General features: G+C 68.8%; 23 protein-coding genes. 8 read left to right on the forward strand and 15 right to left on the reverse strand.

From position 1 onward, the window contains the following. Positions 1-7 precede the first annotated feature (7 nt). The 9 genes from ACE3OG_RS11230 to leuS all read right to left on the reverse strand — a co-directional run bounded on the left by ACE3OG_RS11230 (position 8) and on the right by leuS (position 11,499). Positions 8-1,825 (reverse strand): ABC-F family ATP-binding cassette domain-containing protein, encoded by a 1,818-nt coding sequence (locus ACE3OG_RS11230; RefSeq protein WP_374308623.1) that lies wholly within the window; start codon positions 1,823-1,825, stop codon positions 8-10. A 153-nt stretch (positions 1,826-1,978) separates the two neighbouring features. Beyond that, positions 1,979-2,380, reverse strand: a complete 402-nt coding sequence (locus tag ACE3OG_RS11235) for a F0F1 ATP synthase subunit epsilon (protein ID WP_374308625.1) — start codon at positions 2,378-2,380, stop codon at positions 1,979-1,981. Between the two features lie 113 nt (positions 2,381-2,493). After that, positions 2,494-3,945 carry a F0F1 ATP synthase subunit beta gene (gene atpD / locus ACE3OG_RS11240; RefSeq protein ID WP_374308626.1) on the reverse strand — a complete coding sequence of 484 codons (1,452 nt, stop codon included), beginning with the start codon at positions 3,943-3,945 and terminating at the stop codon, positions 2,494-2,496. Between the two features lie 25 nt (positions 3,946-3,970). Then, on the reverse strand, positions 3,971-4,849 hold the full coding sequence (locus tag ACE3OG_RS11245) for a F0F1 ATP synthase subunit gamma (RefSeq protein ID WP_374308628.1): 879 nt from the start codon (positions 4,847-4,849) through the stop codon (positions 3,971-3,973). Between the two features lie 52 nt (positions 4,850-4,901). Then, entirely contained in the window at positions 4,902-6,431 is a 1,530-nt protein-coding gene (atpA, locus tag ACE3OG_RS11250) for a F0F1 ATP synthase subunit alpha (protein ID WP_374308630.1), read from the reverse strand. Then, positions 6,431-6,997: a F0F1 ATP synthase subunit delta gene (locus tag ACE3OG_RS11255; RefSeq protein ID WP_374308632.1), complete on the reverse strand. Its 567-nt coding sequence runs from the start codon at positions 6,995-6,997 to the stop codon at positions 6,431-6,433. The genes atpA and ACE3OG_RS11255 overlap by 1 nt, the downstream gene beginning before the upstream one ends. 351 nt (positions 6,998-7,348) lie before the next feature. Next, positions 7,349-8,344 (reverse strand): DNA polymerase III subunit delta, encoded by a 996-nt coding sequence (gene holA / locus ACE3OG_RS11260; protein WP_374308634.1) that lies wholly within the window; start codon positions 8,342-8,344, stop codon positions 7,349-7,351. A 22-nt stretch (positions 8,345-8,366) separates the two neighbouring features. Further along, complete coding sequence (locus ACE3OG_RS11265; RefSeq protein ID WP_374308636.1) at positions 8,367-8,885, reverse strand: hypothetical protein; 519 nt, start codon at positions 8,883-8,885, stop codon at positions 8,367-8,369. Then, on the reverse strand, positions 8,872-11,499 hold the full coding sequence (leuS, locus tag ACE3OG_RS11270) for a leucine--tRNA ligase (RefSeq protein WP_374308638.1): 2,628 nt from the start codon (positions 11,497-11,499) through the stop codon (positions 8,872-8,874). The genes ACE3OG_RS11265 and leuS overlap by 14 nt, the downstream gene beginning before the upstream one ends. 156 nt (positions 11,500-11,655) lie before the next feature. Between leuS and ACE3OG_RS11275 the strand changes: the two genes are divergently transcribed. Together ACE3OG_RS11275 and ACE3OG_RS11280 are read left to right on the forward strand one after the other, a co-directional pair. After that, the gene (locus tag ACE3OG_RS11275; RefSeq protein WP_374308640.1) at positions 11,656-12,339 is read left to right on the forward strand and encodes a YggS family pyridoxal phosphate-dependent enzyme; all 684 of its coding nucleotides are present in this window, start codon (positions 11,656-11,658) and stop codon (positions 12,337-12,339) included. Positions 12,340-12,583: 244 nt separating this feature from the next. Next, on the forward strand, positions 12,584-13,030 hold the full coding sequence (locus ACE3OG_RS11280) for a pseudoazurin (RefSeq protein WP_374308641.1): 447 nt from the start codon (positions 12,584-12,586) through the stop codon (positions 13,028-13,030). Positions 13,031-13,089: 59 nt separating this feature from the next. Here the strand turns inward: ACE3OG_RS11280 and ACE3OG_RS11285 are convergent, their stop codons facing one another. Next, the gene (locus ACE3OG_RS11285) at positions 13,090-13,692 is read right to left on the reverse strand and encodes a L,D-transpeptidase (RefSeq protein ID WP_374308643.1); all 603 of its coding nucleotides are present in this window, start codon (positions 13,690-13,692) and stop codon (positions 13,090-13,092) included. Between the two features lie 420 nt (positions 13,693-14,112). Here ACE3OG_RS11285 and ACE3OG_RS11290 point away from each other — a divergent pair, with 420 nt between their 5' ends. Together ACE3OG_RS11290 and ACE3OG_RS11295 are read left to right on the forward strand one after the other, a co-directional pair. Then, entirely contained in the window at positions 14,113-14,799 is a 687-nt protein-coding gene (locus tag ACE3OG_RS11290) for a response regulator transcription factor (RefSeq protein ID WP_374308645.1), read from the forward strand. A 32-nt stretch (positions 14,800-14,831) separates the two neighbouring features. Next, a complete protein-coding gene (locus tag ACE3OG_RS11295; protein WP_374308647.1) occupies positions 14,832-15,290 on the forward strand; it encodes a cyclic nucleotide-binding domain-containing protein in 459 nt (152 codons plus the stop codon). 1 nt (position 15,291) lies between these two features. On the opposite strand, the gene xth is transcribed toward ACE3OG_RS11295, so the two are convergent. Then, on the reverse strand, positions 15,292-16,119 hold the full coding sequence (xth, locus tag ACE3OG_RS11300) for an exodeoxyribonuclease III (RefSeq protein ID WP_374308649.1): 828 nt from the start codon (positions 16,117-16,119) through the stop codon (positions 15,292-15,294). A gap of 260 nt (positions 16,120-16,379) precedes the next feature. Next, on the reverse strand, positions 16,380-17,063 hold the full coding sequence (locus tag ACE3OG_RS11305) for an outer membrane lipoprotein carrier protein LolA (RefSeq protein ID WP_374308650.1): 684 nt from the start codon (positions 17,061-17,063) through the stop codon (positions 16,380-16,382). Between the two features lie 157 nt (positions 17,064-17,220). On the opposite strand from ACE3OG_RS11305, the gene metB reads away from it, so the two are divergent. From metB to ispG, 3 genes are all read left to right on the forward strand, one after another. Further along, a complete protein-coding gene (gene metB, locus ACE3OG_RS11310) occupies positions 17,221-18,378 on the forward strand; it encodes a cystathionine gamma-synthase (RefSeq protein WP_374308652.1) in 1,158 nt (385 codons plus the stop codon). Positions 18,379-18,485: 107 nt separating this feature from the next. Beyond that, the gene (locus ACE3OG_RS11315; RefSeq protein WP_374308654.1) at positions 18,486-18,947 is read left to right on the forward strand and encodes a Fur family transcriptional regulator; all 462 of its coding nucleotides are present in this window, start codon (positions 18,486-18,488) and stop codon (positions 18,945-18,947) included. Positions 18,948-19,041: 94 nt separating this feature from the next. After that, on the forward strand, positions 19,042-20,358 hold the full coding sequence (gene ispG / locus ACE3OG_RS11320) for a flavodoxin-dependent (E)-4-hydroxy-3-methylbut-2-enyl-diphosphate synthase (protein WP_374308656.1): 1,317 nt from the start codon (positions 19,042-19,044) through the stop codon (positions 20,356-20,358). 9 nt (positions 20,359-20,367) lie between these two features. Here the strand turns inward: ispG and ACE3OG_RS11325 are convergent, their stop codons facing one another. The 3 genes from ACE3OG_RS11325 to ACE3OG_RS11335 all read right to left on the reverse strand — a co-directional run bounded on the left by ACE3OG_RS11325 (position 20,368) and on the right by ACE3OG_RS11335 (position 24,886). Next, entirely contained in the window at positions 20,368-23,010 is a 2,643-nt protein-coding gene (locus ACE3OG_RS11325) for a hypothetical protein (protein ID WP_374308658.1), read from the reverse strand. Positions 23,011-23,195: 185 nt separating this feature from the next. Next, entirely contained in the window at positions 23,196-23,933 is a 738-nt protein-coding gene (locus ACE3OG_RS11330; protein ID WP_374308661.1) for a DUF1345 domain-containing protein, read from the reverse strand. 2 nt (positions 23,934-23,935) lie between these two features. Next, positions 23,936-24,886 carry a polyprenyl synthetase family protein gene (locus ACE3OG_RS11335; protein WP_374308663.1) on the reverse strand — a complete coding sequence of 317 codons (951 nt, stop codon included), beginning with the start codon at positions 24,884-24,886 and terminating at the stop codon, positions 23,936-23,938. Positions 24,887-25,008: 122 nt separating this feature from the next. Between ACE3OG_RS11335 and mtgA the strand changes: the two genes are divergently transcribed. Beyond that, positions 25,009-25,668, forward strand: coding sequence for a monofunctional biosynthetic peptidoglycan transglycosylase (gene mtgA, locus ACE3OG_RS11340; RefSeq protein ID WP_374308665.1), 660 nt, complete (start codon positions 25,009-25,011; stop codon positions 25,666-25,668). Positions 25,669-25,737: the final 69 nt, after the last annotated feature.

Genomic DNA, 25,737 nt, shown 5'->3' on the forward strand with positions numbered 1-25,737 from the left:
GGAACGCTCAGCCCTCGAGCTCCTCGCGGCGGATTTCGAGCTCCAGCCATTCGTCCTCCGCGGCCGCGAGCGCGCTCTCCGCCTCGGCGAAAGCTTTCGAGGCCCTGGCGAAGGCGCCGGCGTCCCTCGCATAGAGCCCGGGATCGTCGAGGACCGCGCGCTCGCGGGCGGTGTCCGCGCGCAGCGCCGCCATGCGCGCCGGCAGCGTCTCCAGCGCGTGCTTCTCCTTGAAGCTGAGCTTGCCCTTCTGCGGCGCCCGCGCCGGCGCCGCCCCCTCCTCTTTCGGCGGCTTGCGTTCGGCCGGCGCCGGCGCGTCGAGGACGCGGGCCGCAACCCCCTCGCCGCGCTGCGCCACCATGTCGGCGTAGCCGCCGGCGTACTCGACCCAGCGGCCGTCGCCCTCCGCCATCGCCACCGAAGTCGCGACGCGGTCGAGAAAGTCGCGGTCGTGGCTGACGACGATCAGCGTGCCGGGATAGTCGGAAAGCATCTCCTGCAGGAGGTCGAGCGTCTCGAGGTCGAGATCGTTGGTCGGCTCGTCGAGCACGAGCAGGTTCGACGGGCGCGCCAGCGCTCTCGCGAGCATGAGGCGGCCGCGCTCGCCGCCGGACAGCTTGCCGATCGGCGTGCGGGCCTGCTCCGGGCCGAACAGAAAATCCTTCATGTAGCCGATGACATGCTTGCGCTCGCCGTTGATCTCGACGAAATCGCTTCCCCCGCCGGTCAGCGCGTCCTTCAGCAGCGTGTCGGGATCGAGGCTCGCGCGGCCCTGGTCGAGGCTCGCCATCTCGACATTGGCGCCCAGTCGGACGAGGCCGGCGTCGGGCGCGAGCGCGCCGGTCAGGAGCCGGACGAGCGTGGTCTTGCCGGCGCCGTTGGGGCCGACGACCCCCAGCCTGTCGCCCCGCAGCACCCGCGTCGAGAAGCCGGCGACGATCCTGCGGCCGCCGTAGGACTTCGAGACGCCCTCCGCCTCGACGACGAGCCTGCCGGAGATCTTGCCTTCGGAGGCCGCGAGCTTGACTGCGCCGGGGCCGCCCTGGCGACGGCGCTTCTCCTGCCGCAGCGTATCAAGATCGGCGAGCCGCTTCTGGTTGCGCTTGCGTCGCGCCGTCACGCCGTAGCGCAGCCAGTGCTCCTCGGCGACGATCTTGCGGTCGGCCTTGTGGCGCTGCGTCTCCTCCTCTTCAAGCGCTTGGTCGCGCCAGGCCTCGAACTCGCCGAAGCCGCGCGAAAGGGAACGCGTGCGGCCGCGGTCGAGCCAGACGACGCCGCGCGAAAGGGCCTGCAGGAAGCGGCGGTCGTGGCTGATGAGGACGAGCGCGGAGCGGAGGCCCTTCAACTCCGCCTCGAGCCATTCGATCGCTGGCAGGTCGAGGTGGTTGGTCGGCTCGTCGAGAAGCAGGATGTCGGGCTCCGGGGCGAGGACCCGCGCGAGCGCCGCGCGCCGCGCCTCGCCGCCCGACAGACTGGCGGACGCCTCCTCGCCCGAAAGGCCGAGGTCGGCGAGCAGCCTGCGGCCGCAATGCGGATCGCCGAGCGGACCGAGCCCCGCCTCGACATAGGCCGCGACCGTCGCGAAGCCGGAAAGGTCCGGCTCCTGCGGCAGATAGCGCACATCGGCGCCGGGCTGCAGAAAGCGCGTCCCGCCATCAGGCTCGACGAGGCCGGCGGCGATCTTGAGCAGGGTCGATTTGCCCGAGCCGTTGCGGCCGACGAGGCAAAGACGCTCGCCGGGGCCGACCGAAAGCTCGGCGCCTTCGAGCAACGACTTGCCGCCGAAGCTGAGGCTTGCGCCCTGTAGCAGGAGAAGCGGGGGAGCCATGGCGCAACCGCATAGCGCATCCGCCCGGCAAGTTGGAGATTTTTCGAGCCGGACGGAGGCGTCGTAAAAGCGTGCGCCCGAAAAGCCGAAGGCTTTTCGGGCGCAGACGAAATGTCGGGAGGGCGCCGCGTGAAAACCTTGCGGCGGACGCGACTAGATCTTGAGCGCGGCCTTCAGCTCGATGAGCTGGTCGCGGCGCTCGACGGCGGCCTGACGGACATCGTCGGCCGAGGCGTCGGCGACGTCTTCCGAGGCGTCCTTGATGTCCTGGTCGAGCTTGGCGGCGTCGAGCTCGGCGAGCGGAACGGCGAGTTCGGCGAGGATGGTGAGGCCGGCCGGCGACACGTCGGCGAAGCCGCCGCGCACGAAATAGCGCTGGTGCGGCGCGGCCGCGGCGGCGATGTCGATGACCCCCGGCCGCAGCGTGGTCATGAAGGGCGCATGGTCCTTCAGGACGGTGAACTGGCCTTCCGAGCCGGGCACGACGACGGATTCGACCTCGCCCGCGAACACCTGACGCTCCGGCGACACAAGCTCGAAATGGAACTCCGGCATGATCCGTCCTCAATTGGGTCCGGGCGGGCGCCGCCCGTGCGGCGGCTCCGCGACGCGAACGGCCGGCGCGTCATGCGTCGGCCGCGGAATTGGGCGATTAAAGGCCTCCGGCCTCAGGCGGCCTCGGCGGCGAGGCGCTGCGACTTCTCAATCGCCTCCTCAATGGAGCCGACCATGTAGAAGGCCGCCTCCGGCAGATGGTCGTACTGGCCCTCGACAAGGCCCTTGAAGCCCTTGATCGTGTCGGCGAGCGCGACGAGCTTGCCCGGCGAGCCGGTGAACACCTCGGCGACGTGGAAGGGCTGCGACAGGAAGCGCTCGATCTTGCGGGCGCGCGCGACAGTGAGCTTGTCCTCCTCGGACAGCTCGTCCATGCCCAGAATGGCGATGATGTCCTGAAGGCCCTTGTAGCGCTGCAGCGTCTGCTGAACCTGGCGGGCGACGGCGTAATGCTCCTCGCCGACGATCATCGGCGAAAGCATGCGCGAGGTCGAGTCGAGCGGGTCGACGGCCGGATAGATGCCCTTTTCGGCGATCGAGCGCGACAGCACGGTCGTGGCGTCGAGATGGGCGAAGGAGGTGGCCGGCGCCGGGTCGGTCAGATCGTCGGCCGGAACGTAGATGGCCTGCACCGAGGTGATCGAACCCTTGGTCGTGGTGGTGATGCGCTCCTGCAGAGCGCCCATGTCGGTCGCGAGCGTCGGCTGGTAGCCGACCGCCGAAGGAATGCGGCCGAGCAGCGCCGACATCTCCGAGCCCGCCTGGGTGAAGCGGAAGATGTTGTCGACGAAGAACAGCACGTCCTGGCCCTGGTCGCGGAAGTTCTCGGCGATGGTGAGGCCGGTCAGCGCGACGCGGGCGCGGGCGCCCGGCGGCTCGGACATCTGGCCATAGACGAGCGCGCATTTCGAGCCTTCGGCCGAGCCGCCATGCTCGCGCGGGTCGAGATTCACCTTCGACTCGATCATCTCGTAGTAAAGGTCGTTGCCTTCGCGCGTGCGCTCGCCGACGCCGGCGAACACGGAATAGCCGCCGTGCGCCTTGGCGATGTTGTTGATGAGCTCCATGATGAGCACGGTCTTGCCGACGCCCGCGCCGCCGAACAGCCCGATCTTGCCGCCCTTCGCGTAGGGCGCGAGCAGGTCGACGACCTTGATGCCGGTGACGAGGATCTGCGCCTCGGTGGACTGCTCGGCGTAGCTCGGGGCCAGCTGATGGATGGCGCGGACGACGTCGGACTTGATCGGGCCGGCTTCGTCGACCGGTTCGCCGATGACGTTGATGATGCGCCCGAGCGTTCCCTCTCCGACCGGCACGCTGATCGGCGCGCCGGTGTCGCGCACCGACTGGCCGCGCGTCAGCCCTTCCGAGACGTCCATGGCGAGGCAGCGCACGGAGTTCTCGCCGAGGTGCTGGGCGACCTCGAGGACGAGACGCTGGCCGCCGTTTTCGGTCTCGAGGGCGTTGAGGATCTCAGGCAGACGACCGTCGAACTTGACGTCGACGACGGCGCCGATGACCTGCGTGATGTAGCCGACCGGTGAGTTGGGGGAGGCGTCAGTCATGGTTCGTCCTCTTCAAGTTCTCTGCTCAGAGCGCCTCGGCGCCGGAGATGATCTCGATCAGCTCCTTGGTGATCATGGCCTGGCGCGAGCGGTTGTACTGCATCGTCTGCTTCTTGATCATTTCGCCGGCGTTGCGCGAGGCGCTGTCCATTGCGCTCATGCGCGCGCCCTGCTCGGACGCCGCGTTCTCGAGCAGGGCGCGCAGCACCTGGATCGAGACGTTGCGGGGCAGCAGGGAGGCGAGGATCTGCTCCTCGTCCGGCTCATACTCATAGACCGCTTGCGGCGCGGCCTCGGCCGAGCCGGCGGAAATGGTCATCGGAATGAGTTGCAGGGCGGTTGGCGTCTGCTGGATGACGCTTCTAAAGCGCGCGAAGAACAGCGTGCAGACGTCGAAATCGCCTGCATCGTACATCGACAGGATCTTGCGGCCGATGGCCGCCGCGTTCTCGAAGCCGATCTGGCGCACGCCGCGCAGGTCGATCACCTCGATGATCTCGCGCTCGAACTGGCGGCGCAGGATGTCGGCGCCCTTCTTGCCGACGCAGATGATCTTGACCGTCTTGCCGGCCGCGATCAGTTCCTGGGCGGCCTCGCGGGCGAGCCGCGCGATCGAGGAGTTGAAACCGCCGCACAGGCCGCGTTCGGCGGTGCATACGACGAGAAGATGGACGTTGTCCGTCCCGCGTCCGGCGAGCAGGCCGGGCGCGGCGGCGTCCGGCCCGATCGAGGCCGCGAGCGAAGCGAGCACTTGCTCCATGCGCTCGGCGTAGGGCCTCGCCGCCTCGGCCGCGCTCTGCGCGCGCCGCAGCTTCGCCGCGGCCACCATCTGCATGGCCTTGGTTATCTTCTGCGTCGCCTTGACCGAGGCGATCCGGTTGCGCAGGTCCTTTAACGAGGGCATGGCGTTTCCGCTTGGCTAGGTTCCGGTGGCGCTAAAGACGGCTCAAGCAGGACTAGGCGAAGTTCTTGGCGTAGGTCTCGACGATGCCCTTCAGCTGCTGCTGCGAGGCGTCCGAGAGGTCCCGCGAAGTGCGGATCGCGTCGAGAAGATCGGCGTGGCTGGTGCGCAGCAGCGCGAGCAGGCCGTCCTCGAAGGCGCGGACGCGGTTGACCGGGATGGCGTCGAGATAGCCGTTGACGCCGGCGTAGATCACCGCGACCTGCTCCTCCATCTTGAGAGGCGAGAACTGCGGCTGCTTGAGGAGCTCGGTGAGGCGCGAGCCGCGCGCGAGCAGGCGCTGCGTCGTGACGTCGAGGTCGGAGCCGAACTGGGCGAAGGCGGCCATCTCGCGATACTGCGCAAGCTCGCCCTTGATCTTGCCGGCGACCTTCTTCATCGCCTTGGTCTGGGCGGCCGAGCCGACGCGCGACACCGAGAGGCCGACGTTCACCGCCGGGCGGATGCCCTGGTAGAACAGGTCGGTCTCGAGGAAGATCTGGCCGTCGGTGATCGAGATGACGTTGGTCGGGATGTAGGCCGAGACGTCGTTGGCCTGCGTCTCGATGACCGGCAGCGCGGTCAGCGAGCCCGCGCCATTGGCGTCGCGCAGCTTGGCGGCGCGCTCGAGCAGGCGGGAGTGGAGATAGAACACGTCGCCCGGATAGGCTTCGCGCCCCGGCGGACGGCGCAGCAGCAGCGACATCTGGCGATAGGCGACGGCCTGCTTGGAGAGGTCGTCATAGACGATGAGGGCGTGCATCCCGTTATCGCGGAAGAACTCGCCCATGGCGCAGCCCGAGAAGGGCGCGAGGAACTGCATCGGCGCCGGGTCCGAGGCGGTGGCGGCGATGACGATCGAATATTCGAGCGCGCCGTTCTCCTCGAGCGCCTTGACGAACTGGGCGACCGTCGAGCGCTTCTGGCCGACCGCGACGTAGACGCAATAGAGCTTCACGCTCTCGTCGTTGCTGGCGTTGAGCGGCTTCTGGTTGAGGATCGCGTCGAGGGCGACGGCGGTCTTGCCGGTCTGGCGGTCGCCGATGATGAGCTCGCGCTGGCCGCGGCCGATCGGGATCAGCGCGTCGATGGCCTTGAGGCCCGTGGCCATCGGCTCATGCACGGACTTGCGCGGAATGATGCCGGGCGCCTTGACGTCGACGCGGGCGCGCCGCGTGGCGTTGATCGGGCCCTTGCCGTCGATCGGATTGCCGAGCGCGTCGACGACGCGGCCGAGGAGCTCCTTGCCGACCGGCACATCGACGATCGCGCCGGTGCGCTTGACCGTCTGGCCTTCCTTGATGTCGCGGTCCGAGCCGAAGATGACGACGCCGACGTTGTCGACCTCGAGGTTGAGCGCCATGCCGCGCACGCCGTTCTCGAACTCGACCATCTCGCCCGCCTCGACGCTGTCGAGGCCATAGACGCGGGCGATGCCGTCGCCGACCGAAAGGACCTGCCCGACCTCGGCGACCGAGGCCTCGGCGCCGAAGTTGGCGATCTCGTTCTTGAGAATCTGCGAAATTTCTGCGGCGCGGATGTCCATCAGCCGACCTCTTTCATGCGTGCGCGGAGCGAATTGAGCTTAGTCTTGAGCGAGCTGTCGACCATGCGGGAGCCAATCTGGACGATCATGCCGCCGATGAGCGCCGGGTCGACCTTGACGGCGACGTCGACGCGCTGTCCCTGCGACACGGAGGCGAGCGCGGCCTTCAGGGCCTCGACATGCTCGTCCTTGAGCGGTTCGGCGACCGTGACCGTGGCGCGCGAGAGGCCGACGGCGTGGTCGTGAAGGACGTTGTAGTCGCGAATCATGTCGCGGATCGCGAACAGTCGCCGCTTCGAGGCGACGAGCTTGAGGAACTGCGCCGTCGTCGTGCCCGAAAGGCCAGCCTGCGCCAGCAGCGCGTCGAGCGCCTTGATCTGCTGCTCGGCCGAGAAGACGGGGCTGCGCACGAAACTGCGCAGGTCTTCGCTCTCGTCGAGCATGGCGGCGAAGACGGCGAGGTCTTTGGCGACGCCTTCCGTCGCGCCACGCTCTTGGGCGAGGGCGAACAGCGCCTGGGCGTAGCGCCCGGCCATTCCTGAAACGAGTGTTTCCTGCTTCGCCAAGGGGGCGCCCCGATGTTCGGCCGCTCCGGCTCCCGCCTTGGCGGGGCCGGCCCCGGACGGCTCGACGCCGCGCAAGGCCGGATGGAGACTTACGAGTTAAAAACGAAGAGGCGCAGCGAAGAAGCGGAGCCGCGCCCTGACGGCGAACGGGGTGCTAACATAGGATATTTTGTGGCGCAACCCTGACTGCACGGACGCGTGAACGCGCGATGACGCGCCGGCGACGCCGCCTCTCCGGACGAGGCGCCGCAAACTTGCCCACGCGGCGCAGTTTAGCCTTGTTTCGTATGCGCGGACGCCGTCTTTTCGCGGCGAAATACCGCAAGCGCGGCCTTTCAGGCCGCGGCCGCGTCAGCCGCGCCGGCGCGCGGCCTGCGCCACGCTCCACAGCGCGCGCGCGGCGATCGACGGCGCCAGCCGCTGGTCGAGGCGGGCGCGCCAGACCGCCTCGGCGAGGACGTCGACGGTGCGGGCGAGCCGGTCGCCGCTCCAGGCGCGCAGATGCCGCTCGAAGCCGCGCCCTCCCCGGCTCCACCCCCCCTGCGCACCGTGCCCGGAAAGGGTCGCGCGACGCAGCGCGAGGCCGTGGCGCAGCGCGGCGCCGAGAAGCTGATTGGCGTCGACGCCCTGCGCGGCGAGCCGCCGCGACTCGAGGTCGAGGCCGGCGAAATCGCCGTCGAAGGCGGCGTCGACGGCGTGCTCGAGCATCAGGTTCGAGGCGTCGGCGACGACGGCCTCCACATGGTCGAGGACGATCTCGCCCGCGTCATGGGCGTAGAGCATGAGCTTTTCGAGCTCGCCGCGGGTCGAGAGCCGGTCCTCGCCGAGCAGCGAGGCGAGCAGAATCTTGGCGTCGCGCGCGATCGTGAGCCCGGCGGCGGCCGCCTCGCGCTCGATCAGCGCCTCGACGTCCTCGCGCGAATCCTGCGCGCAGGCGATCGCGGCCGCGGCCTTCTCCCGCTGGGCGAGGCGCAGCAGGAAGGAATCGTTCTTGAGCGCGCCGGCCTCGACGACGACGGTCGCGCCCTGCGGCGGCGCGGCGAACAGCGGCTCGAGCGCGGCGGCCACGGCCTTGCCGCCGCCCTCCACCCGGACGGCGCGCCGCCCGCCGAACAGGCCGACGGTGTTGACCTCGTCGGCGAGGCGCAGCGGATCGGAGGCGAGGTCGTCGCCGCCAAGGCGCAGGAGCTGGAACGGGTCCTTCGGGTCGTCGACGGATTTTTCGACGAGCGCGCGGGCGCGTTCGCTGACGAGGCCGGCGTCGGTCCCGTAAAAAAGGTAAAGAAATATGTGCGGAGCGGGCCGCTCGAGGAAACGGTCGGCCTCCCGGCTCGAGATCGCCACCATGGCGAGGCGCTCACCTCTTCGCTCACCCCTTCTGCGCGAAGGCGGCGGCGATGTTGGTCTTGATCTGCTCGGCGAGCAGTCGGGCGTTGCGGATGTCGGCGTCGCGGGCGGCGCGCACATTGGCGTAGCGCTGCGAGAAGCGGTCGTAGCTCGACTGCGCGTTGACGGTCCCCTTGGCGACCGGCTCGGTCTCGCCGGCCGCGATCAGCGTGTAGTCGGCGCCGACCACCTGCGTCGCCGAGCTGGGATAGCCCGTCACCGTGTCGACCAGCGGCGACTGATTGCCCTGCCGCAAGCCGATGTAGAGCGTGTAGCGCGGCGACTTCGGCTCGCCGCTGCCGTTGAAGGCGAAGCGCAGCTCGTTCTCGAGGTAATGGCCGACGCGGTCGCCGATCGGCATGATCTTGATCTCCGCCAGCTTCTCGGCGACGCCGCCGCCCGCGACGCTAGGACCATAGAGCGGCTGCAGGCAGCCGGCGAGCGCGAGCGAAAGCGCGGCGGAGACGAGAAGTCGGGAGGCGGTGCGGCTAGGCGACGACATTCACGATCCTCTGCGGAACGATGATGACCTTCTTGACCTCGCGCCCTTCGAGGGCGCGGCGCACCGGCTCCAGCGCCAGCGCCGCCGCCTCGATCGCCTCGCGCTCCGCGGCGCGCCCGATGAGGAGCTCGCCGCGCTTCTTGCCGTTGACCTGCACGGGCAGCTCGATCACGTCCTCCTGCGCCAGCGCCGCCTCGGCCTTCGGCCACGGCATCTGCGCGACCAGCCCTTCGCGGCCGAGCGCGGCCCAGCATTCTTCAGCCAGATGCGGCATCATCGGCGCGAAGGCGAGGACGAGGATCTGCGCCGCTTCGCCGAAGGCGAAGCGCAGGTCGGCGGGAACGTCCGGCGTCTCGATCGCGCCGACGGCGGCCGAGAGCTTGTTGGCGAGGTCGTGGACCTGCGCCACGGCGCGGTTGAAGCGCAGCCGCTCGAGGTCCTCCTCGACGCGGATCAGGGCGCGATGGGCGGCCCTGCGGATTTCGAGCGCCTGCGGGCCGAACTCCTGCGGCGCGCGTTCCGCTTGCGCGCCGGGCTCGGGCGCGAGCCGCTTCAGCTCGCCGACGAGCCGCCACAGGCGCTGCACGAACTTGGCCGCGCCCTGCACGCCCTCCTCCGTCCAGATCACGTCGCGCTCGGGCGGCGAATCGGAGAGCACGAACCAGCGCGCCGTGTCGGCACCGTAGGTCCCGATGATCTCGTCGGGATCGACGGTGTTGCGCTTCGACTTCGACATCTTCTCGATCGGGCCGATCGAGACCTCCTCGCCGCTGCCGGCCAGGGTGGCGCGCCGCCCGCTCGGGCCGGACTCGACGCGCACGTCGGCCGGAAAGAGCCAGCCGCCGCTCTTGTCGCGATAGGTCTCGTGGACCACCATGCCCTGCGTGAAGAGCCCGGCGAAAGGCTCCTTCAGGTCGCCGGCGTGGCCGGTCGCCTGCATGGCGCGGGTGAAGAAGCGCGCGTAGAGAAGATGCAGGATGGCGTGCTCGATCCCGCCGATGTACTGGTCGACCGGCAGCCATTTCGTCACGTCCGCCGGATCGGTCGGCGCGCCCTCGAGCCAGGGATCGACGAAGCGCGCGAAGTACCAGGACGAATCGACGAACGTGTCCATCGTGTCGGTCTCGCGCGTCGCCGCGCCGCCGCAGGAGGGGCACTTCACATATTTCCACGTCGGATGGCGGTCGAGCGGATTGCCCGGCGCGTCGAAGGCGACGTCGCGCGGCAGCTCGACGGGCAGATCGGCGGCGGGAACCGGAACCGCGCCGCAGCTTGCGCAGTGAATGACCGGGATCGGGCAGCCCCAGTAGCGCTGGCGCGACACGCCCCAGTCGCGCAGGCGGAAATTGACCTGTCGTTTGGCCTGCGGCCTTCCGTCGAGGCTGCGCGCCTCGAGCCGCTTGGCCACTTCCTCTTTGGCCGCCTCGACGCCGAGGCCGTCGAGGAAGCGCGAATGATAGACCGTCCCCTCCCCGTCATAGGCTTCGCTCGTCACGGCGAAGCTCGCCGGATCGGCGCCCGGCGGCAGGATCACCGGCGTCGCGCCAAGGCCATAGGCGTTGGAGAAGTCGAGGTCGCGCTGGTCGTGCGCGGGACAGCCGAAGATCGCGCCGGTCCCGTAGTCCATCAGCACGAAATTGGCGACGTAGACCGGCAGCAGCCAGGTCTCGTCGAAGGGGTGGCGGACCCGCAGCCCCGTGTCATAGCCCTTCTTCTCGCCGGTCTCGATCGCCGCGGCCGAGGTTCCGCGCCGGCGGCACTCGGCGATGAACGCCGCGAGCGCCGGATCGTCCGCGGCGGCGCGGGCGGCGAGCGGGTGGTCAGGCGCGAGCGCGATGAACTTCGCCCCGAACAGCGTGTCGGGACGCGTGGTGTAGACCTCGACGTCGCCCTTCCCGCCCGCGAGCTCGAAGCGCAGCAGCAGGCCCTCCGAGCGGCCGATCCAGTTCGCCTGCATGAGGCGCACCTTCTCCGGCCAGCGGGTCAGGCCGGCAAGGGCGTCGAGCAGCTCCTGCGCGTAGTCGGCGATCCTGAAGAACCACTGCGTCAGCTCGCGCTGCTCGACGAGCGCGCCCGAGCGCCAGCCGCGCCCGTCGATCACCTGCTCGTTGGCGAGCACGGTGTGGTCGACGGGGTCCCAGTTGACCTTCGACTTCTTGCGGTCGACGAGGCCGACGCTGAGAAAGTCGAGGAACATCTTCTGCTGGTGCTTATAATAGGCCGGATCGCAGGTCGCGATCTCGCGCGACCAGTCGAGCGACAGCCCCATGGACTTGAGCTGCGCCCGCATCGACGCGATATTGGCGTAGGTCCAGTCGGCGGGATGGCTGCCGTTCTGCATCGCCGCGTTCTCGGCCGGCATGCCGAAGGCGTCCCAGCCCATCGGATGCAGCACGGCGAAGCCCTTCGCGCGCTTGTAGCGGGCGACGACGTCGCCCATCGCGTAGTTGCGCACGTGGCCCATGTGGATGCGTCCCGACGGATAGGGGAACATCTCGAGCACGTAATATTTTGGCCGCGGATCGTCGTTCCGCGCGGCGAAGATCGCCTGGCTTTCCCAGATCTCGCGCCACCTGGGCTCCGTTTCGCGGGCGTTGTAGCGCTCGAAGTCCATATGTTTCAGAGCCGTCCTTGAAGCAGGCCGTTGAGGCCGGGCCGTCGCGCCTTTAATTGATGAAGGCGCGGAATTAAAGAAGGCCTGCGGCGCGCGGGCCGCGGCGCCCCCGGCGGACGCCTCCCATGTGAACGAAAGGCCGACGCTTTGCAACCGATGGCGACAGATTCGCAAGGCCTCCTCGAACGGCTCGCCGTCGTGCGCGAGGAGATCGCCCGCGCGGCCCGCGACGCCGGCCGCGCGCCCTCGTCCGTCACGCTGACCTGCGTGTCGAAGACGGTCCACGCCGACGGGATAAGGCCCGTCCTCGAGGCGGGCGAGCGCGTCTTCGGCGAGAACCGCGTGCAGGAGGCGATGGAGAAATGGCCGGCGCTGCGGCGCGACTTCCCCGACGTCGAGCTGCGGCTGATCGGGCCGCTGCAGTCGAACAAGGCGGCCGAGGCGGCGGGCTTCTTCGACGTGATCGAGACGGTGGACCGCGACAAGATCGCCAAGGCCCTCGCGCAGGAATGCGAGAAGCTCGGCCGCGCGCCGAAATTCTATGTGCAGGTGAACACCGGCGCGGAGCCGCAGAAAGCCGGCGTGCTCGCCGAGGAGGCCGACGATTTCCTGCGCCGCTGCCGCGACGGATACGGCCTGGAGGTCGTCGGGCTCATGTGCATTCCCCCCGTCGACGAGCAGGCCTCGCCCCATTTCGCGCTTTTGAACAAGATCGCCGCGCGCAACGGGCTGACGCAGCTCTCGATGGGCATGAGCTCCGATTTCGCCCTCGCCATCCAGCTCGGGGCGACCCATGTGCGCGTTGGGAGCGCGCTGTTCGGCGAGCGGGCGAAGCCGTAGACTTGGCGAGACGCAAACGGCGCCCGCGCGGCGGATCAATGGGAAATAGAAAAAATCCAGAAAAGATCGGACGCGCTATATAAGATTTGAAATAATTCAATAGAAATGAATCCGATTTACATCGAAGTGCAAGTATGCAAATTCCGGATATGCTGGATTCCGCATCTTCTTTGCGGCGTTGCAACAAATTTCTGCGTTTAAAGCCAGTCGCAAGATCAGGCTGTCAAAAATCCGGAGATCGATGATGAAAAAACTTTCCGCGCCGGCGATTTCGGCGGCCGCGCTTCTGCTCGCCTGCTCGGCCCATGCGGCGGAATTTGAGGTCGCCATGAAGAACAAGAGCTCGGACGGCCAGGTCATGGCGTTCGAGCCGGCGTTCCTGCACATCCAGCCCGGCGACGCCGTGCGCTTCGTGCCCACCGACAAGGGACATGACGTCGAGACGATTCCGGGCATGCTCCCTGACGGCGCCGCGCCGTTCAAGGGCGAGCTTTCGCAGGAGGTCAAGGTCGAGTTCAAGACTCCGGGCGTGTACGGCTTCCGCTGCCTGCCGCATTTCGGCATGGGCATGGTCGGCCTCATCAAGGTCGGCGACGCGCCGGCCAATCTCGAGGCGGCGAAGCAGGCGAAGCTGATGTCGCAGGCCGCCAAGCGCATGGCGCCTCTGTTTGAAAAGGCTGCGGCTGATTAGACCGGCCGCGCCGAACAGGCCCGGGGACATGCGCGCCCTGACGCGCCGCGCTCCGACGCCTACAGGATGACGAGCGTCGTGCGCGGCGAAAGGCGGGGCAGCAGGCGGCGCAGATCCTCGCGCCGCAGCGCGACGCAGCCGCGCGTCGGAGAAAATCCCTCGCGCGCGCAATGAAGGAAGATGGCGCTGCCCCGCCCCTTGCGGCGCGGCGCCATATTGTAATCGAGCGCGACGACGAGGTCGTAGAGCCCGTCGTCGCGCCGCATCTCCTCGCGCGAGCCGGCGAAGGGGAGGCTGACCGGCCGATTGTAGAGCGCGCTCGAAGGATCGTCGCACCAGCCGTCGCGCGCGCCGGTCGCGCGCATCGGCAGGGGCGTTGGAACGCGCGCGAGACGGTCGGCGCGGAAATAGCCGGACAGGAGACGCCAGCTTCCCGCCGGCGAGGCGCCGTCCCCTTCCCGCTTGGCGCGGCGCACGCCTCCCGCCCCGAGCGCGCAAGGCAGCGTCAGAGCGCCCGCGCGCAGAAGGCCGCGCGGCGGCGCGCCGGGCGACGGACGCGCCGCCGTGGTCGCCACGAGCCGCGAAAGCGCGGCGGGCGCCGAAGGCGCGCCGAATTTGCGCTTCGGCGCGGCGAATTTTCGACATGTTGGCGAAGAGCGCATGGATGATGAAGTTTCCTGCGGCGAAGACGCGCCGCTCCCTTCAAGAGGCGTAAAGTCGTCTCCTTAACGCGCGGAGAAGAATGGAGAAAATTTCATCTCGCCGGCTCCGCGGGGTGTCCGTTTCCGGCGCGACGCGCGCCCGGACGGCGCGCGCGGCCCGCGCATGAGTGCGTAAGCCCATGCGGGCGCGACGCTTTCGGCGCGCCGGCCCGGTTTTGCGCCCGCCGCGACGCAAGATGGCCGGAAGTTCATAAATCCCGTTCCACGCTTGTGAATCCCGCCCTGGACGCCCGGCGGCGGCCTCGCGCAACCTGCGGCCTCTGGCGCTCAAGCCTCAAGGTCCCATATCATCACGAAACGATGACGAGCGCGGCTCCGTCTCAAGCAGCGGACGGCGCTCGTGAAAGAGGGACACGCCCTATGGCGCAAGTGATGAAGATCCTGATCGCCGACGATGACCCGGACCTGCGCGCCGCGCTCGCCGAGCAATTGTCGCTGCATGAGGAGTTCTCGGCGGTTCACGCCGATTCGGCGCAGGAGGCGCTGACGGCTTCGCGCTCCGAGACGCCCGACCTCGTCATCATGGACGTGGGCCTGCCCGACATGGACGGGCGCGAGGCGGTCAAGAAGATGCGCGAGGAGGGCTACAAGAACCCGATCATCATGCTCACCGGGCATGATTCGGAATCGGACACCGTGCAGGGCCTCGACGCCGGCGCGAACGACTACGTCACCAAGCCGTTCCGCTTCTCCGTGCTGCTCGCCCGCATGCGCGCGCATCTGCGCCAGCACGAGACGAACGAGGAGGCGCTGTTCCGCATCGGCCCGTACACGTTCCAGCCGGGCGCCAAGCTCCTCGTCACCGAGAAGGGCGAGAAGCTCCGCCTCACGGAAAAGGAGACGGCGATCCTGCGCTATCTCTATCGCGCCGGCCGCAACGTCGTCGTGCGCGACGTGCTGCTGCGCGAGGTCTGGGGCTACAACTCCAACGTCACCACCCATACGCTGGAGACGCATATCTACAGGCTGCGGCAGAAGATCGAGAAAGATCCGGCCAAGGCGCAGCTTCTCATCACCGAAGCGGGCGGCTACAAGCTGATTCCCTGAGCTTCAACTGACCAGCCCGCCAAGGACGCCGCATGGCGCTCGACGACGACGTCGCCAAGCTCGCCCGCAATCCGGTCTTCGCGCCGCTGTCGGCCGACGCGCTGCGCCTGCTCGCCTTTTCCGCCGAGACGCGGCCGCTGCGCGCCGGCGACGTGCTGTTCCGGCGCGACGAGCCCTCGACCTGCGGCTTCCTGATCCTTTCGGGCTCGATCGCGCTCGATTCGGCCGGAGACGGCGCGGCCTCGCGCATCCTGCGACCGCCGGCGCTGATCGGCGAGATCGCCCTGCTGACGACGACGACGCGCCCGGCGACCGCGATCGCGCGCGAGCCCTCGAGCGTGCTGCGCATCACCCAGCCGATGTTCCGCCGCGTGCTCAGCGAGTATCCCGAAAGCGCCGAAAGGCTGCGCCAGGCGCTGGCGAGCCGCCTCGACGGCTTCATCGCCGAGCTCGAGCGGATCTGGTCGCGCCCCGCCGGAACTCAGGGCTGACTCAGACGTCGAGCGTGACGATCACCGGCGCGTGGTCGGAGGGACGGTCCCAGCTCCGCGCGCCCTTCTCCACGCTGACGCCGCGAAGGCGCGGCGCGAGACTGTCGCTGACCAGCACATGGTCGAGCCGCCGGCCCCTGTCCGAAGCCTCCCATTCGCGCGCGCGGTAGCTCCACCAAGTGTAGAGCTTCTCATGCTCGGGAACGAAGCGGCGCATCGCGTCGACCCAGGGCCCCGCCTCCTGCATCACGCCGAATTTCTCGACCTCGATCGGCGTATGGCTGACCACCCGCAGAAGCGCCTTGTGGCTCCAAACGTCCTGCTCGAGCGGGGCGACGTTGAGGTCGCCGACCAGCATCGCGTCTTCGGCGGCGACCGCGCTCTCCTTCATCCACGCCGCCATCTCGTCGAGAAAGGCGAGCTTGTGGGCGAACTTGGGGTTGATCAGCGGATCGGGCTCGTCGCCGCCCGCCGGAACGTAGAAATTATGCAGCCGCAGCGGGCGCGCCGCGCCGTCGGGGAGAAGGCTCGCGGCCAGATGCCGGCAATCCTCCTTGTCGCAGAAGCTGCGCTTGTCGACGTCGAAGAGCGGCAGGCGGGAGGCGATTGCGACGCCGTGATAGCCCTTCTGGCCGCTGATCTCGACATGCGGATAGCCGAGCTTGTGGAAGGCCGAGAGCGGAAATTCGGCGTCGCGGCACTTGGTCTCCTGCAGGCACAGGACGTCGGGCCGGCGCTCGCCGAGAAAGCGCGCGACGAGGTCGATGCGCAGGCGGACGGAGTTGATGTTCCAGGTGGCGATTGAAAGAGCGGCGGTTGAAAGAGGCATGGCGCGGATTGACCACGGCCGCGCCCGCGCCGCAAGACGTTTCGCGCCCGTCCGGAGCCCGCCGCGCGCGCTTGCGCCGGACGCGCTCCCGAAATGAAAAGGGCGCCCGGCTTGCGCCAGACGCCCTAGGAGCGAGTTCGCCGGGAGGGGGAACCGGCGGAGCCGCCGGGCGAAGCGGGGGGATACGCCCGGACGGCCATATCGCTCACATGAGACGAAGATAATCGGGCCCGCGCGCAAATCAAGGCCTGCGGCTCGACTCAATTATTTGTGTTCGGCAATCTTTCCTGCATCAGCTGAAAGATGTTCGGGTCGGGTTTCTTGTTCAGATCGACGTTGAACAAAGAGATTACCGTTTCGTAACCTTGCGGGTCGGTCACCCGCCATTGCTTGAGCTGGAACTTGGCGGCGTCGAAGATCAACTTGATCTCCGACGTGCCGCCGAAGGTCGCCGTGTCCTCGACCTGGATCGCGACCGAGTTCGGGTCGCTCTGGACGTCCACCACCTTGACGTCGCGCTGCAGGTCCACCTTGTCCTTCAGGAGGAATTTCAACGGCGTCTGGCTGATGAAATAGACGTCCTTGGTCGCCGTCTTGCGGTCGTGGATAGCGACCGAAAGCCCGTCCGCGACGATCTCGAGAGTCGCCGGCGGCGCGTACTCGAAGCGCAGCTTGCCCGGACGCTGCACGAAGATCTTGCCTTCCGATCGCCTGCCGTCCGGCCCGATCTGCACGAAATCGCCGATCATCGTCGTCGCCGAGTTGAAATAGTCGTTGGCTTTCTGGATCGCGACGAGCGGGTCCATCGGCGTGAAGGGCTTGGGCGCGGCGCTCTTCTGCTGCGGCTTCTGCGCGGGCGCGGCGCCCTGCGCCGCGGCGTCCGCGGTCGGGACGACGCACAACGCGGCGAACAGGACGGCGAGGAGGGCTGGCGTTCGCGTCATGAATGGCTGTCCCGGCTGGCCGCGGTCGGCGGCCGATGGTCGATGGCTGTGGCGACGAGGCCTTTTAGGACGCTTCCGCCCGCAAGACAAAGCGACGCGCTTGCACGCCGCCCCTTCCGTGCATTATCTCCAAGGTCTTGCGGCGCGCGGAGCTGTCATGACCCGGAAAAGAGCCCCTTCGACGATCGCTGCGACGAATGGCGTCGCGGCGGACCAGGCCTTCGCTTCGGCGGCCCCGCCGATCTATCTGTCGAGCACCTACGCCTTCAAGGGCTTCGAGGCGCCGCGCGCCTATGAATATACGCGCACCAGCAATCCGACGCGCGACCTCCTGAGCGACACGCTCGCCAAGCTCGAGGGCGGCGCCGGCGCGACCACGCTTTCGAGCGGCATGGCGGCGGTCGACCTGACCCTCGCGACGCTGGGCGCCGGCGACCTCGCGCTCGCCGCGCATGACTGCTACTCGGGCGTGCAGCGGCTCCTGCGCGCGCGCGCGGCCAAGGGGCAGTTCAGGGCGGCCTTCGTCGATTTCTCCGACAAGGCGGCGCTCGCCGCAGCGCTCGACCAGCGGCCGAAGCTGGTGCTTCTCGAGACGCCCTCCAATCCGCTGATGCGCGTCGTCGACGTCGCCGCCGTGTGCGCGCTGGCGCATGAGCGCGGCGCCAAGGTCGTCGTCGACAACACCTTCCTGTCGCCGGCGCTGCAACGTCCGATCGAACTCGGCGCGGATTTCGTCGTGCATTCGACGACGAAATTCCTCAATGGCCATTCCGACGTCGTCGGCGGCGCGGTGATCTCGGCGAGCGAGGCCGACGCGCAGGAGCTCAAGGACTGGGCCAACATCGTCGGCGTCACCGGCTCGCCCTTCGACGCGTACCTCACCCTGCGCGGAATAAGGACGCTTTTTCCGCGCATAGAACGCCAGCAGCGCACCGCCGGCGCCCTCGCGCAATTCCTGCTTGGCCATGCGCTCGTCGAGAAAGTGCATTATCCCGGCCTTCCCGGCCACGCGACGCATGAGATCGCCAAGCGGCAGCAGTCGGGCTTCGGCGCCATGCTGAGCTTCGAGATCGCCGGCGGCGTCCCCGCCGTGCGGCGCTTCGTCGAGGCGACGCGCGTCTTCACCCTCGCCGAGTCGCTCGGCGGCGTCGAGAGCCTCGTCGCCCATCCCGCCACCATGACCCACGCCAGCATGACGCCCGAGCAACGGGCGGAGGCCGGCATCTCCGAATCCCTGCTCCGCCTCTCGGTCGGCCTCGAGGACGAAGGCGACCTCGTCGCCGATCTCGAAGGAGCGCTGGCGGCGGCCGGCTAGAGCGTTCGGCGCGTCGTGGACGCGTCGGGCAACGAGTGGAGGCGAAGGCCGATCCAGCCTGATCGGCTTTCGCTCCGGGCGGCCTCGGCGGGCCGCGGAGCGCCGCGATGACGAACCCCCTGCCGCGGCCCCGGCCGCCGGACCATGCAAGTCACGGAACGCATGCAGCGCTCGGCGTCGCATTGACGCCGAGCCGGCGGCGCGTCCTCGACCTCCTCGCCGCCGCCGGCCGGCCGCTCGGCGCCTACGAGCTGATCGACCGCGTCGCCGAGGCGACGGGCAAGCGGCCGGCGCCCATCTCGGTGTATCGCGCGCTCGACTTTCTGGTGGAGGGCGGGCTCGCCCATCGCCTCGCCACCCGCAACGCCTATGTCGCCTGCGGCCATGGCCACGCCCGCGAAGCGGCCGTCGCCTTCCTGATCTGCGAGCGCTGCGGCGAGGTGGTCGAGGCCGACTCGGCCGCCCTCAAGGCGAGCCTCGACGCCCTCGCCGCCAACGCGCGCTTCTCGCCGCGCACGCTCGTGATGGAGGTCGCGGGAGTGTGCGAGGCTTGCGCGAAGGCCACGTGAAAGCCCCGACGCCGGCGTCCGCCATTTTCTCCACCACTGTGGCCGGGCGATCGGCTAGGATCGACGCGACGCCATCAACGGGACCGCAGCCCGCATGACCTCGACGCTGGAATTCGACCCGACGACCAATGAGCCCTTCGACTACGCGAGCGAGATCGCGGCGGGCGCCGCGCCGCGGCGGCGCTCGGTCGGCGTGAAGGTCGGCGAGGGGGCGGGCGCGGTCATGGTCGGCGGCGGCGCGCCGGTCGTCGTGCAGTCGATGACCAACACCGACACCGCCGACGTCGACGCCACCGTCGCGCAGGTGCTGGCGCTGGCCAGAGCCGGCTCGGAGCTCGTGCGCATCACGGTGGACCGCGACGAGGCGGCGGCCGCCGTGCCGGTCATCCGCGAGAAGCTCGCGCGGAAAAACTGCTTCGCGCCGCTCGTCGGCGACTTCCATTACATCGGCCACAAGCTGCTCGCCGACCATCCCGCCTGCGCCGAAGCGCTCGACAAATACCGCATCAACCCCGGCAACGTCGGCTTCAAGGACAAGCGCGACCGACAGTTCTCGGCGATCGTCGAAATGGCGATCCGCCACGGCAAGAGCGTGCGCATCGGCGCCAACTGGGGCTCGCTCGACCAGGAGCTTCTGACCTCGCTCATGGACGAGAACGCCAAAAGCGCGTCCCCCGCCGCCGCCGACGCGGTGATGCGCGAGGCGATGGTCCGCTCCGCCCTGCTCTCCGCCGCCCGCGCCGAGGACATCGGCCTCGGCCGCGACCGGATCATCCTCTCGGCCAAGGTGTCGGCGGTGCAGCAGCTCGTCGCCGTCTACCGCACCATAGCGCGGCGCAGCGACTACGCCCTGCATCTCGGCCTCACCGAGGCCGGCATGGGCTCGAAGGGAATCGTCGCCTCCTCGGCGGCGCTCGGCGTGCTGCTGCAGGAGGGGATCGGCGACACCATCCGCGTGTCGCTGACGCCCGAGCCCGGCGGAGACCGCTCGCTCGAGGTCAAGGTCGCGCAGGAGATTCTGCAGACGATGGGGTTCCGCACCTTCGTGCCGCTCGTCGCCGCCTGCCCCGGCTGCGGGCGCACGACCTCGACGGTGTTCCAGGAGCTCGCGCGCGACATCCAGCGCCACATCATCGACGAGATGCCGAACTGGAAGACGCGCTATCCGGGCGTCGAGAACCTCAACGTCGCGGTGATGGGCTGCATCGTCAACGGCCCGGGCGAGTCGAAGCACGCCGACATCGGCATCTCGCTGCCCGGCACCGGCGAGTCGCCGGCCGCGCCGGTGTTCATCGACGGCCAGAAGGCGCTGACCCTGCGCGGCGAGACCATCGCCGCCGACTTCAAGCGGCTGGTCGAGGAGTACATCGAGCGCCGCTTCGGGCGGGTCGAGAAGACCGCGGCGGAGTGACGGCGGCGCCTATCGCGGGACGCCGAGCGCCGTTTTGAGCGCTGAATATTCCGTTTCGTTGCCGCAGTTTTTCAGAAACTCGCCGATCGCCTCGCGCGTCCCCCGTGACAGAACCCAGCCGAGCGGCGGCTTCGCCGGTGGCGGATCGCCCTTCTCTTCTCCGCACATGGCGAGATGGGCGAAGAAGGAATGGTCGTCCCTCGCTGGCCAGGGCTGCGTCTCCTCAAACGACGTCTTGGCGGCTTCGGACACGGTCGCTTGAAGCTTTTCCGGGTTCGCCGGCGCCGCGCCGGCGGAGACGGGCTGCTCCGCGCAAATCTCCGCGGCGAGTTCCTCGGCGGCGCGCACGCCATGCGCCTCGCGCACCGACATGACGCCGAACAGGGGCGCGGTCAGCTCATTGTAGGACGACAGGATAAAGCCCTCGCCGTCGTTTTTCTCGTTCTTCGCAGCGTCCTTGAAGGGCAGGAAATTGCCGGCGCCCGCTTCCTCGCGCCGCGCCGGCGTGGCGGTGCTCAACACGCATTTCATCTTGCCCTCGACCTGGCCCTGGCGCAGCCTGACCCGGGCGCGTTCGGCGTCGAGCCCGGGGTCGCTGCTGATGAGCAGGACGACCCTTCGCACTTTCGGCGGCTTCTCGTCGCCGTTGATCGCACGCGCCGCCTCGCGCGAGAGTTCGAGCGCGGTGGCGGCGCCATAATTCTCGAAATAGCCCCCGTCGATGATGTAGCCGCGATTTTCGCCTCCCCCGGCGGCGATCAGATTGCCGGCCGGCGAAACATAGGTGAAGCGTGCGCTGTTATGCGCCGCCGTGCTCGCGCGCATGTCGGCGCCGAGAATCTGAAAGGCGTCGTAGCTGTCCTGAAACACCTGACGCTCGATCTTGACGTTGCTCGTGATGATGCGTCGCCCGGTCTCCTGATGGGTGGCGTTCAGCAGCAGGATCGGGCGCCAGCGGCTCGCGGCCGTCTCCTTGTCGGGAAAAAAGCTGAGGAAGGCGTTGGCGAGCATATGGTCGGTCGCCTCCTCGAACCCTGTTTCAAGGGCCACGCCGCGGTCGTCGCGCGTGAGTTCGGGAAGAACGTTCGACGGGCCGTCGACGAAAATCCAGCGCAGTAGGCCCGGCGCGAGAAAATCCTGGCCCAGCTGGCTCGCGGGCGCGATCGCCTTGTGACGCTGCGGATCGGCCTCATGCGCCGCGACCGCCGCAAGATAGGCGACGGCGCCGACGCTGCCGCCGGAGACCGCGCTGACGGCGAACAGGAGGCTGCGCAACCCGCCCGTGGCGTCCTTCGATAGTTCGAGCTCCGCCTCAAGCTGTTGAAGGATGGCGGCGGTCCAGACGGCGGCGCGGATGCCGCCGCCGGCGGTCGCGATGACCAGCATGGGAACCGGCTTGCCCGGGTGCGCCGGCGCATAAGCGGCGCTGGCCTGCGCGTACCAGGCCTTCGCAGCTTCCTCCACCGTCGGCCGGCTTGCCGGATCCTTGAGCGCGGTCCACGTCGCGGCGCCTGTCGGCGCTGCGCCCGGGAGCGGCGGGGGCGCGGCGGCGCAGTCGCCCTTGTCGCACAGCCGCACGCGATGAAACGGCCGGATGAACGAGGTGACCACGGCGAGCGCGACGAGGCCGACCAGCGCAAAGGAGACGACGGCGCGCGGGGTCGCGCCCGGCCAGCGCCGTTTCAGGCGAGCGGCGAGCCACTCCGCCGCGCGGGAGCAGAAGGTCACGGCCGCCAGAAAGGCGCCGAAGGCGAAGACGCCGATGATCAGCGAACCGAAGGCCCGGCCAGCGGCCAGCGGCGCGTAAACGCTGACGATGACAGCGAGCGGCAGCGGCGCGGCGAGCCCGAGCGTCCAGTTCCACAGGGCGGCGGTTTCGTCCACGCCGCTCGCGCGGTTTTTGCGCAAATGGCTGATCAACAGCAGAAACGCCGCCGCGGAAAGGACGATCCATAGGGTCGCCCAAACGAAGCCCGCGGGAAACCGCTCTGAAACCAGAGCGTAGACCATGACGCCGGCGAGGAGGCATTCGACGCCTGCGCTCGCCCGGAAGACGACGTCGGCCAGCTTCTTGTAAGGGCGCGCCGCGCTCCGTCGCGACACGATGCGATAATCCAACGACCAGAGAAGAGCGGTGGCGGCGAGGATCGCCGCCGGCGCCGCGTAGGGAAGATAGCCGAGATAGGGCTGGCTCCGGCTCGACAGGAATTCGGGCTGGGTCGCCGCCGCCCGCGCCAGATGCAACGCCGCAAGCAGATGGGCGCACACGCCGATAATCCGCGGCGCCCAGAACGCCCATTTGCTTCCGTTGATGACGTCCTCGCGCGCGACGCCGCGCGCCAGCGCCTCGGCGGAATACAGGCGCTCGAGCCCGAGACGGCCGGCGTGCCAGTTGTTGAGCGCCCAGTAGATCAGGGCTAAAAACAGCCACAGGAGGCGAAAGCCCGGCTCGTTCATCAGGCCGACGCCGAGTTCCTGTCCCTGATCGTTGAACAACAGGACGAAAGCCGCGACGGCGGTGACGACGAGCGGCGCCCACATCGCGCCGAGCGCGCGGGCGAGGCTCGAGAGCTTCGCCGACAGGAGCCACAGCAGGCCGCCGAGCGCGACGACGAAGGTCAGCCAGATCGCTATTTGCGCATATTCATTCATGGCCCGCTCTCGAAGGAGAGCTGGCCCCGACGGCGCGAGGCGAAAACCCCGATCAGCCTGCGCCTTCCGGGCTGCTCGAATAATTTGATCAAAATCTCGCCAGGCGCAGGCGCCCGACGCGTAAAATCAGAAAAATTATGCCCAATTGACGGGGCGTGTTCAAGATGTTCTGCGCGCCCGACGCGTCAATTCATCAGCCCCGCCGCGATGTTGATCGTCAGCGCCAGCACCGCGCTGTTGAAGAAGAAGGCGATGATCGAATGCGCCAGCGACACGCGGCGCATCTCCCTGCTGGTGAGCTCGACGTCCGCCGTCTGCGAGGCGACGCCGATGATGAAGGAGAAATAAAGGAAATCGAAATAGTCCGGGAGGTCCGTGCCCGGGAATCTCAGCCCTCCCGCGAGGTCCAGGGGCTTGCCCCGTCCGTCGCCCTGCGCCTCCCCGCCCGCCGCCGCATCGTCGAAAAATTCATGCGCGTAATGCAGCGCGAAGGTCAGATGGATGAAGGTCCAGGCGGTCACGATCGTCGCCGCGGCGAGCGCGATATGCAGGCCCTTGACGAGATCCAGCTTCATGTCCTTCGTCGCGCCGAGTTGGGCGAAGATCGCCGCCATCGAGACGACGGCGGCGACGCAGGTGATGATCAGGATGACGATGCGTCCTTCGTCGCTCGTCCTGGCGCGGCGACGCATCTTGTCGCAGTCCGACGTCGCGACGAGGACGCCCGACAGGATGAAATAGACCAGCGCGCCGAAATTCCAGCCGATCAGCAGCCGTGTCGAGCAGGCCCATGCCGCAGGGGTCGCGAAGGCGGCGAGCGCCGCGGTGGCGAGGCCGATGAACAGCCGCGGATGGCCGCGCACCGTGCGGAAGGGATAGCCGAACGCGGCGAGCGCACGGCGCCCGGCGTTCTCCCCCGCCACGCTTAATTCGCCCGGTTGGCGACGAAGCGCGCGGCCGCCTTCAGCACATGCGCGTCGGCGCCTTGCGGAAAGCGGTCGAGCGCTTCGACCGCCTCCTCGCTCAGGCGGTCGCGCCGAGCGCGCGCGGCCTCGAGCCCGAGCGCCGCGACGAGCGTCGCCTTGTTGCGGCCGGCGTCCTTGCCGGCGCGCTTGCCGAGCGTCGCCTCGTCCGCCTCGACGTCGAGGATGTCGTCGGCGACCTGAAAGGCCGCCCCGAGCGCGCGCCCGTAGGCCGAGAGCGCCTCGCGCGCGGGAAGCGGGGCGCGGCCGAGGATCGCCCCGGCCATCACCGAGAAATGCAGCAGCGCCCCGGTCTTCATGCTCTGCAGCAGGATCACCGCGTCGGCCTCGTGCGGGCGCGTCGAGGCCTCGGCCTCAAGGTCGAGGACCTGGCCGCCGATCATGCCGCCGAATCCGGCGGCCCGCGCGAGGCCGAGCACGAGCTCGGCGCGGACCGCCGGGTCGGGATCGGTCCGCGCGTCGGCCAGAATGTCGAAGGCGTAAGTCAAGAGGCCGTCGCCGGCGAGGATCGCCGTCGCCTCGTCAAACGCCTTGTGAGTCGTCGCCCGGCCGCGGCGCAGATCGTCGTCGTCGAGGGCCGGCAGGTCGTCATGGACCAGCGAATAGCAATGGATCATCTCGACCGCGCAGGCGGCGCGCAGCGCGCCCGGCCCGTCGGCGCCGAACAGGCGGGCCGTCTCGACGACGAGGAAGGGGCGCAGCCGCTTGCCGCCGCCAAGGCTCGAATAGCGGATCGACTCCATGAGGCGCGACGGGCGCGCCGCCTCGCCGGGCAGGAGGGACGGCGACAGCAGCGACGCGAGCGTCTCCTCGACGCCCTGCGCGACCGCCTTCAGCCGCGCGTGAAAGTCATGCTCGTGCGCCTGCGTCCCGCTCTCCAGCGTCGATGTCATCGCTCTTGCGCTCCCCTTGCGCTTCGTCTGGCTTCAGCTTGCGCCCGGAGGCCGCGGTCCGGCTTGCCCCATCGCCGCACATCGGTCAAGGCTGGCCGGCCCCTCGCCGCCGCAGGACCGCCTTGGCCCGATTCGCGTCGATCCTCGCAATGCTGGCGCTCGCCCTCGTCCTCGCGCTCGGGGCGCTGATCGTCGCCTACCGCTTCGTGACGCCGGCCTCGACGCTGATGCTGGCGCGGCGCCTCGAGGGGGCGCCGGTGGAGCGCGCTTTCGTTCCGCTCGAGCGGATCTCGCCCTATCTGCCCGCCGCCGTGATCGCCTCGGAGGACGCGAAGTTCTGCCGCCATCATGGCGTCGACTGGGGCGAGCTGCGCGCGGTGATGAAGGCGGCGGGCGCGGACGGGCCCTCGCGCGGCGCCTCGACGATCTCCATGCAGACGGTCAAGAACCTCCTGCTGTGGCCCGGACGCTCGTCGCTGCGCAAGGCAATCGAGATTCCGCTGGCCCTCGTCGCCGATCTCGTCTGGGGCAAGCGGCGCACGCTCGAGCTCTATCTCAACGTCGCCGAATGGGGAGACGGGGTTTTCGGCGCGCAGGCCGCGGCGCAGCGCTATTTCGGGAAAAGCGCCGACCGGCTCGACGCGCGGCAGGCGGCGCTGCTCGCGGCGAGCCTGCCGAACCCGAAGGCGCGCGATCCGGGCAGGCCCTCGCGCTTTCTGTCGCGCCGCGCGGCGACGATCGAGGCGCGCATGCGCGAGGCCGACGTCTCATGTCTGAAGTGACATGAGCCAGTTTGGGCTGGCCAAGCCGGGCGATTTATTGTAACAGGCCCGTTCACCGCGAAGCGCCGC

Origin of the sequence: Methylocella sp. (genome assembly GCF_041905455.1) — a bacterium.
Taxonomy (GTDB): domain Bacteria; phylum Pseudomonadota; class Alphaproteobacteria; order Rhizobiales; family Beijerinckiaceae; genus Methylocapsa.

Coding starts and splice junctions, on each gene's coding strand:
- ACE3OG_RS11325 (WP_374308658.1), bottom strand. CDS start 23,010: ATGAATGAATATGCGCAAATAGCGATCTGGCTGACCTTCGTCGTCGCG.
- ACE3OG_RS11285 (WP_374308643.1), bottom strand. CDS start 13,692: ATGCGCTCTTCGCCAACATGTCGAAAATTCGCCGCGCCGAAGCGCAAA.
- xth (WP_374308649.1), bottom strand. CDS start 16,119: ATGCCTCTTTCAACCGCCGCTCTTTCAATCGCCACCTGGAACATCAAC.
- ACE3OG_RS11305 (WP_374308650.1), bottom strand. CDS start 17,063: ATGACGCGAACGCCAGCCCTCCTCGCCGTCCTGTTCGCCGCGTTGTGC.
- holA (WP_374308634.1), bottom strand. CDS start 8,344: ATGGTGGCGATCTCGAGCCGGGAGGCCGACCGTTTCCTCGAGCGGCCC.
- atpA (WP_374308630.1), bottom strand. CDS start 6,431: ATGGACATCCGCGCCGCAGAAATTTCGCAGATTCTCAAGAACGAGATC.
- ACE3OG_RS11230 (WP_374308623.1), bottom strand. CDS start 1,825: ATGGCTCCCCCGCTTCTCCTGCTACAGGGCGCAAGCCTCAGCTTCGGC.
- ACE3OG_RS11235 (WP_374308625.1), bottom strand. CDS start 2,380: ATGCCGGAGTTCCATTTCGAGCTTGTGTCGCCGGAGCGTCAGGTGTTC.
- ACE3OG_RS11245 (WP_374308628.1), bottom strand. CDS start 4,849: ATGCCCTCGTTAAAGGACCTGCGCAACCGGATCGCCTCGGTCAAGGCG.
- ACE3OG_RS11280 (WP_374308641.1), top strand. CDS start 12,584: ATGAAAAAACTTTCCGCGCCGGCGATTTCGGCGGCCGCGCTTCTGCTC.
- ACE3OG_RS11290 (WP_374308645.1), top strand. CDS start 14,113: ATGGCGCAAGTGATGAAGATCCTGATCGCCGACGATGACCCGGACCTG.
- ACE3OG_RS11335 (WP_374308663.1), bottom strand. CDS start 24,886: ATGACATCGACGCTGGAGAGCGGGACGCAGGCGCACGAGCATGACTTT.
- ACE3OG_RS11315 (WP_374308654.1), top strand. CDS start 18,486: ATGACGAACCCCCTGCCGCGGCCCCGGCCGCCGGACCATGCAAGTCAC.
- metB (WP_374308652.1), top strand. CDS start 17,221: ATGACCCGGAAAAGAGCCCCTTCGACGATCGCTGCGACGAATGGCGTC.
- ACE3OG_RS11275 (WP_374308640.1), top strand. CDS start 11,656: ATGGCGACAGATTCGCAAGGCCTCCTCGAACGGCTCGCCGTCGTGCGC.
- atpD (WP_374308626.1), bottom strand. CDS start 3,945: ATGACTGACGCCTCCCCCAACTCACCGGTCGGCTACATCACGCAGGTC.
- ACE3OG_RS11295 (WP_374308647.1), top strand. CDS start 14,832: ATGGCGCTCGACGACGACGTCGCCAAGCTCGCCCGCAATCCGGTCTTC.
- leuS (WP_374308638.1), bottom strand. CDS start 11,499: ATGGACTTCGAGCGCTACAACGCCCGCGAAACGGAGCCCAGGTGGCGC.
- ACE3OG_RS11265 (WP_374308636.1), bottom strand. CDS start 8,885: ATGTCGTCGCCTAGCCGCACCGCCTCCCGACTTCTCGTCTCCGCCGCG.
- ispG (WP_374308656.1), top strand. CDS start 19,042: ATGACCTCGACGCTGGAATTCGACCCGACGACCAATGAGCCCTTCGAC.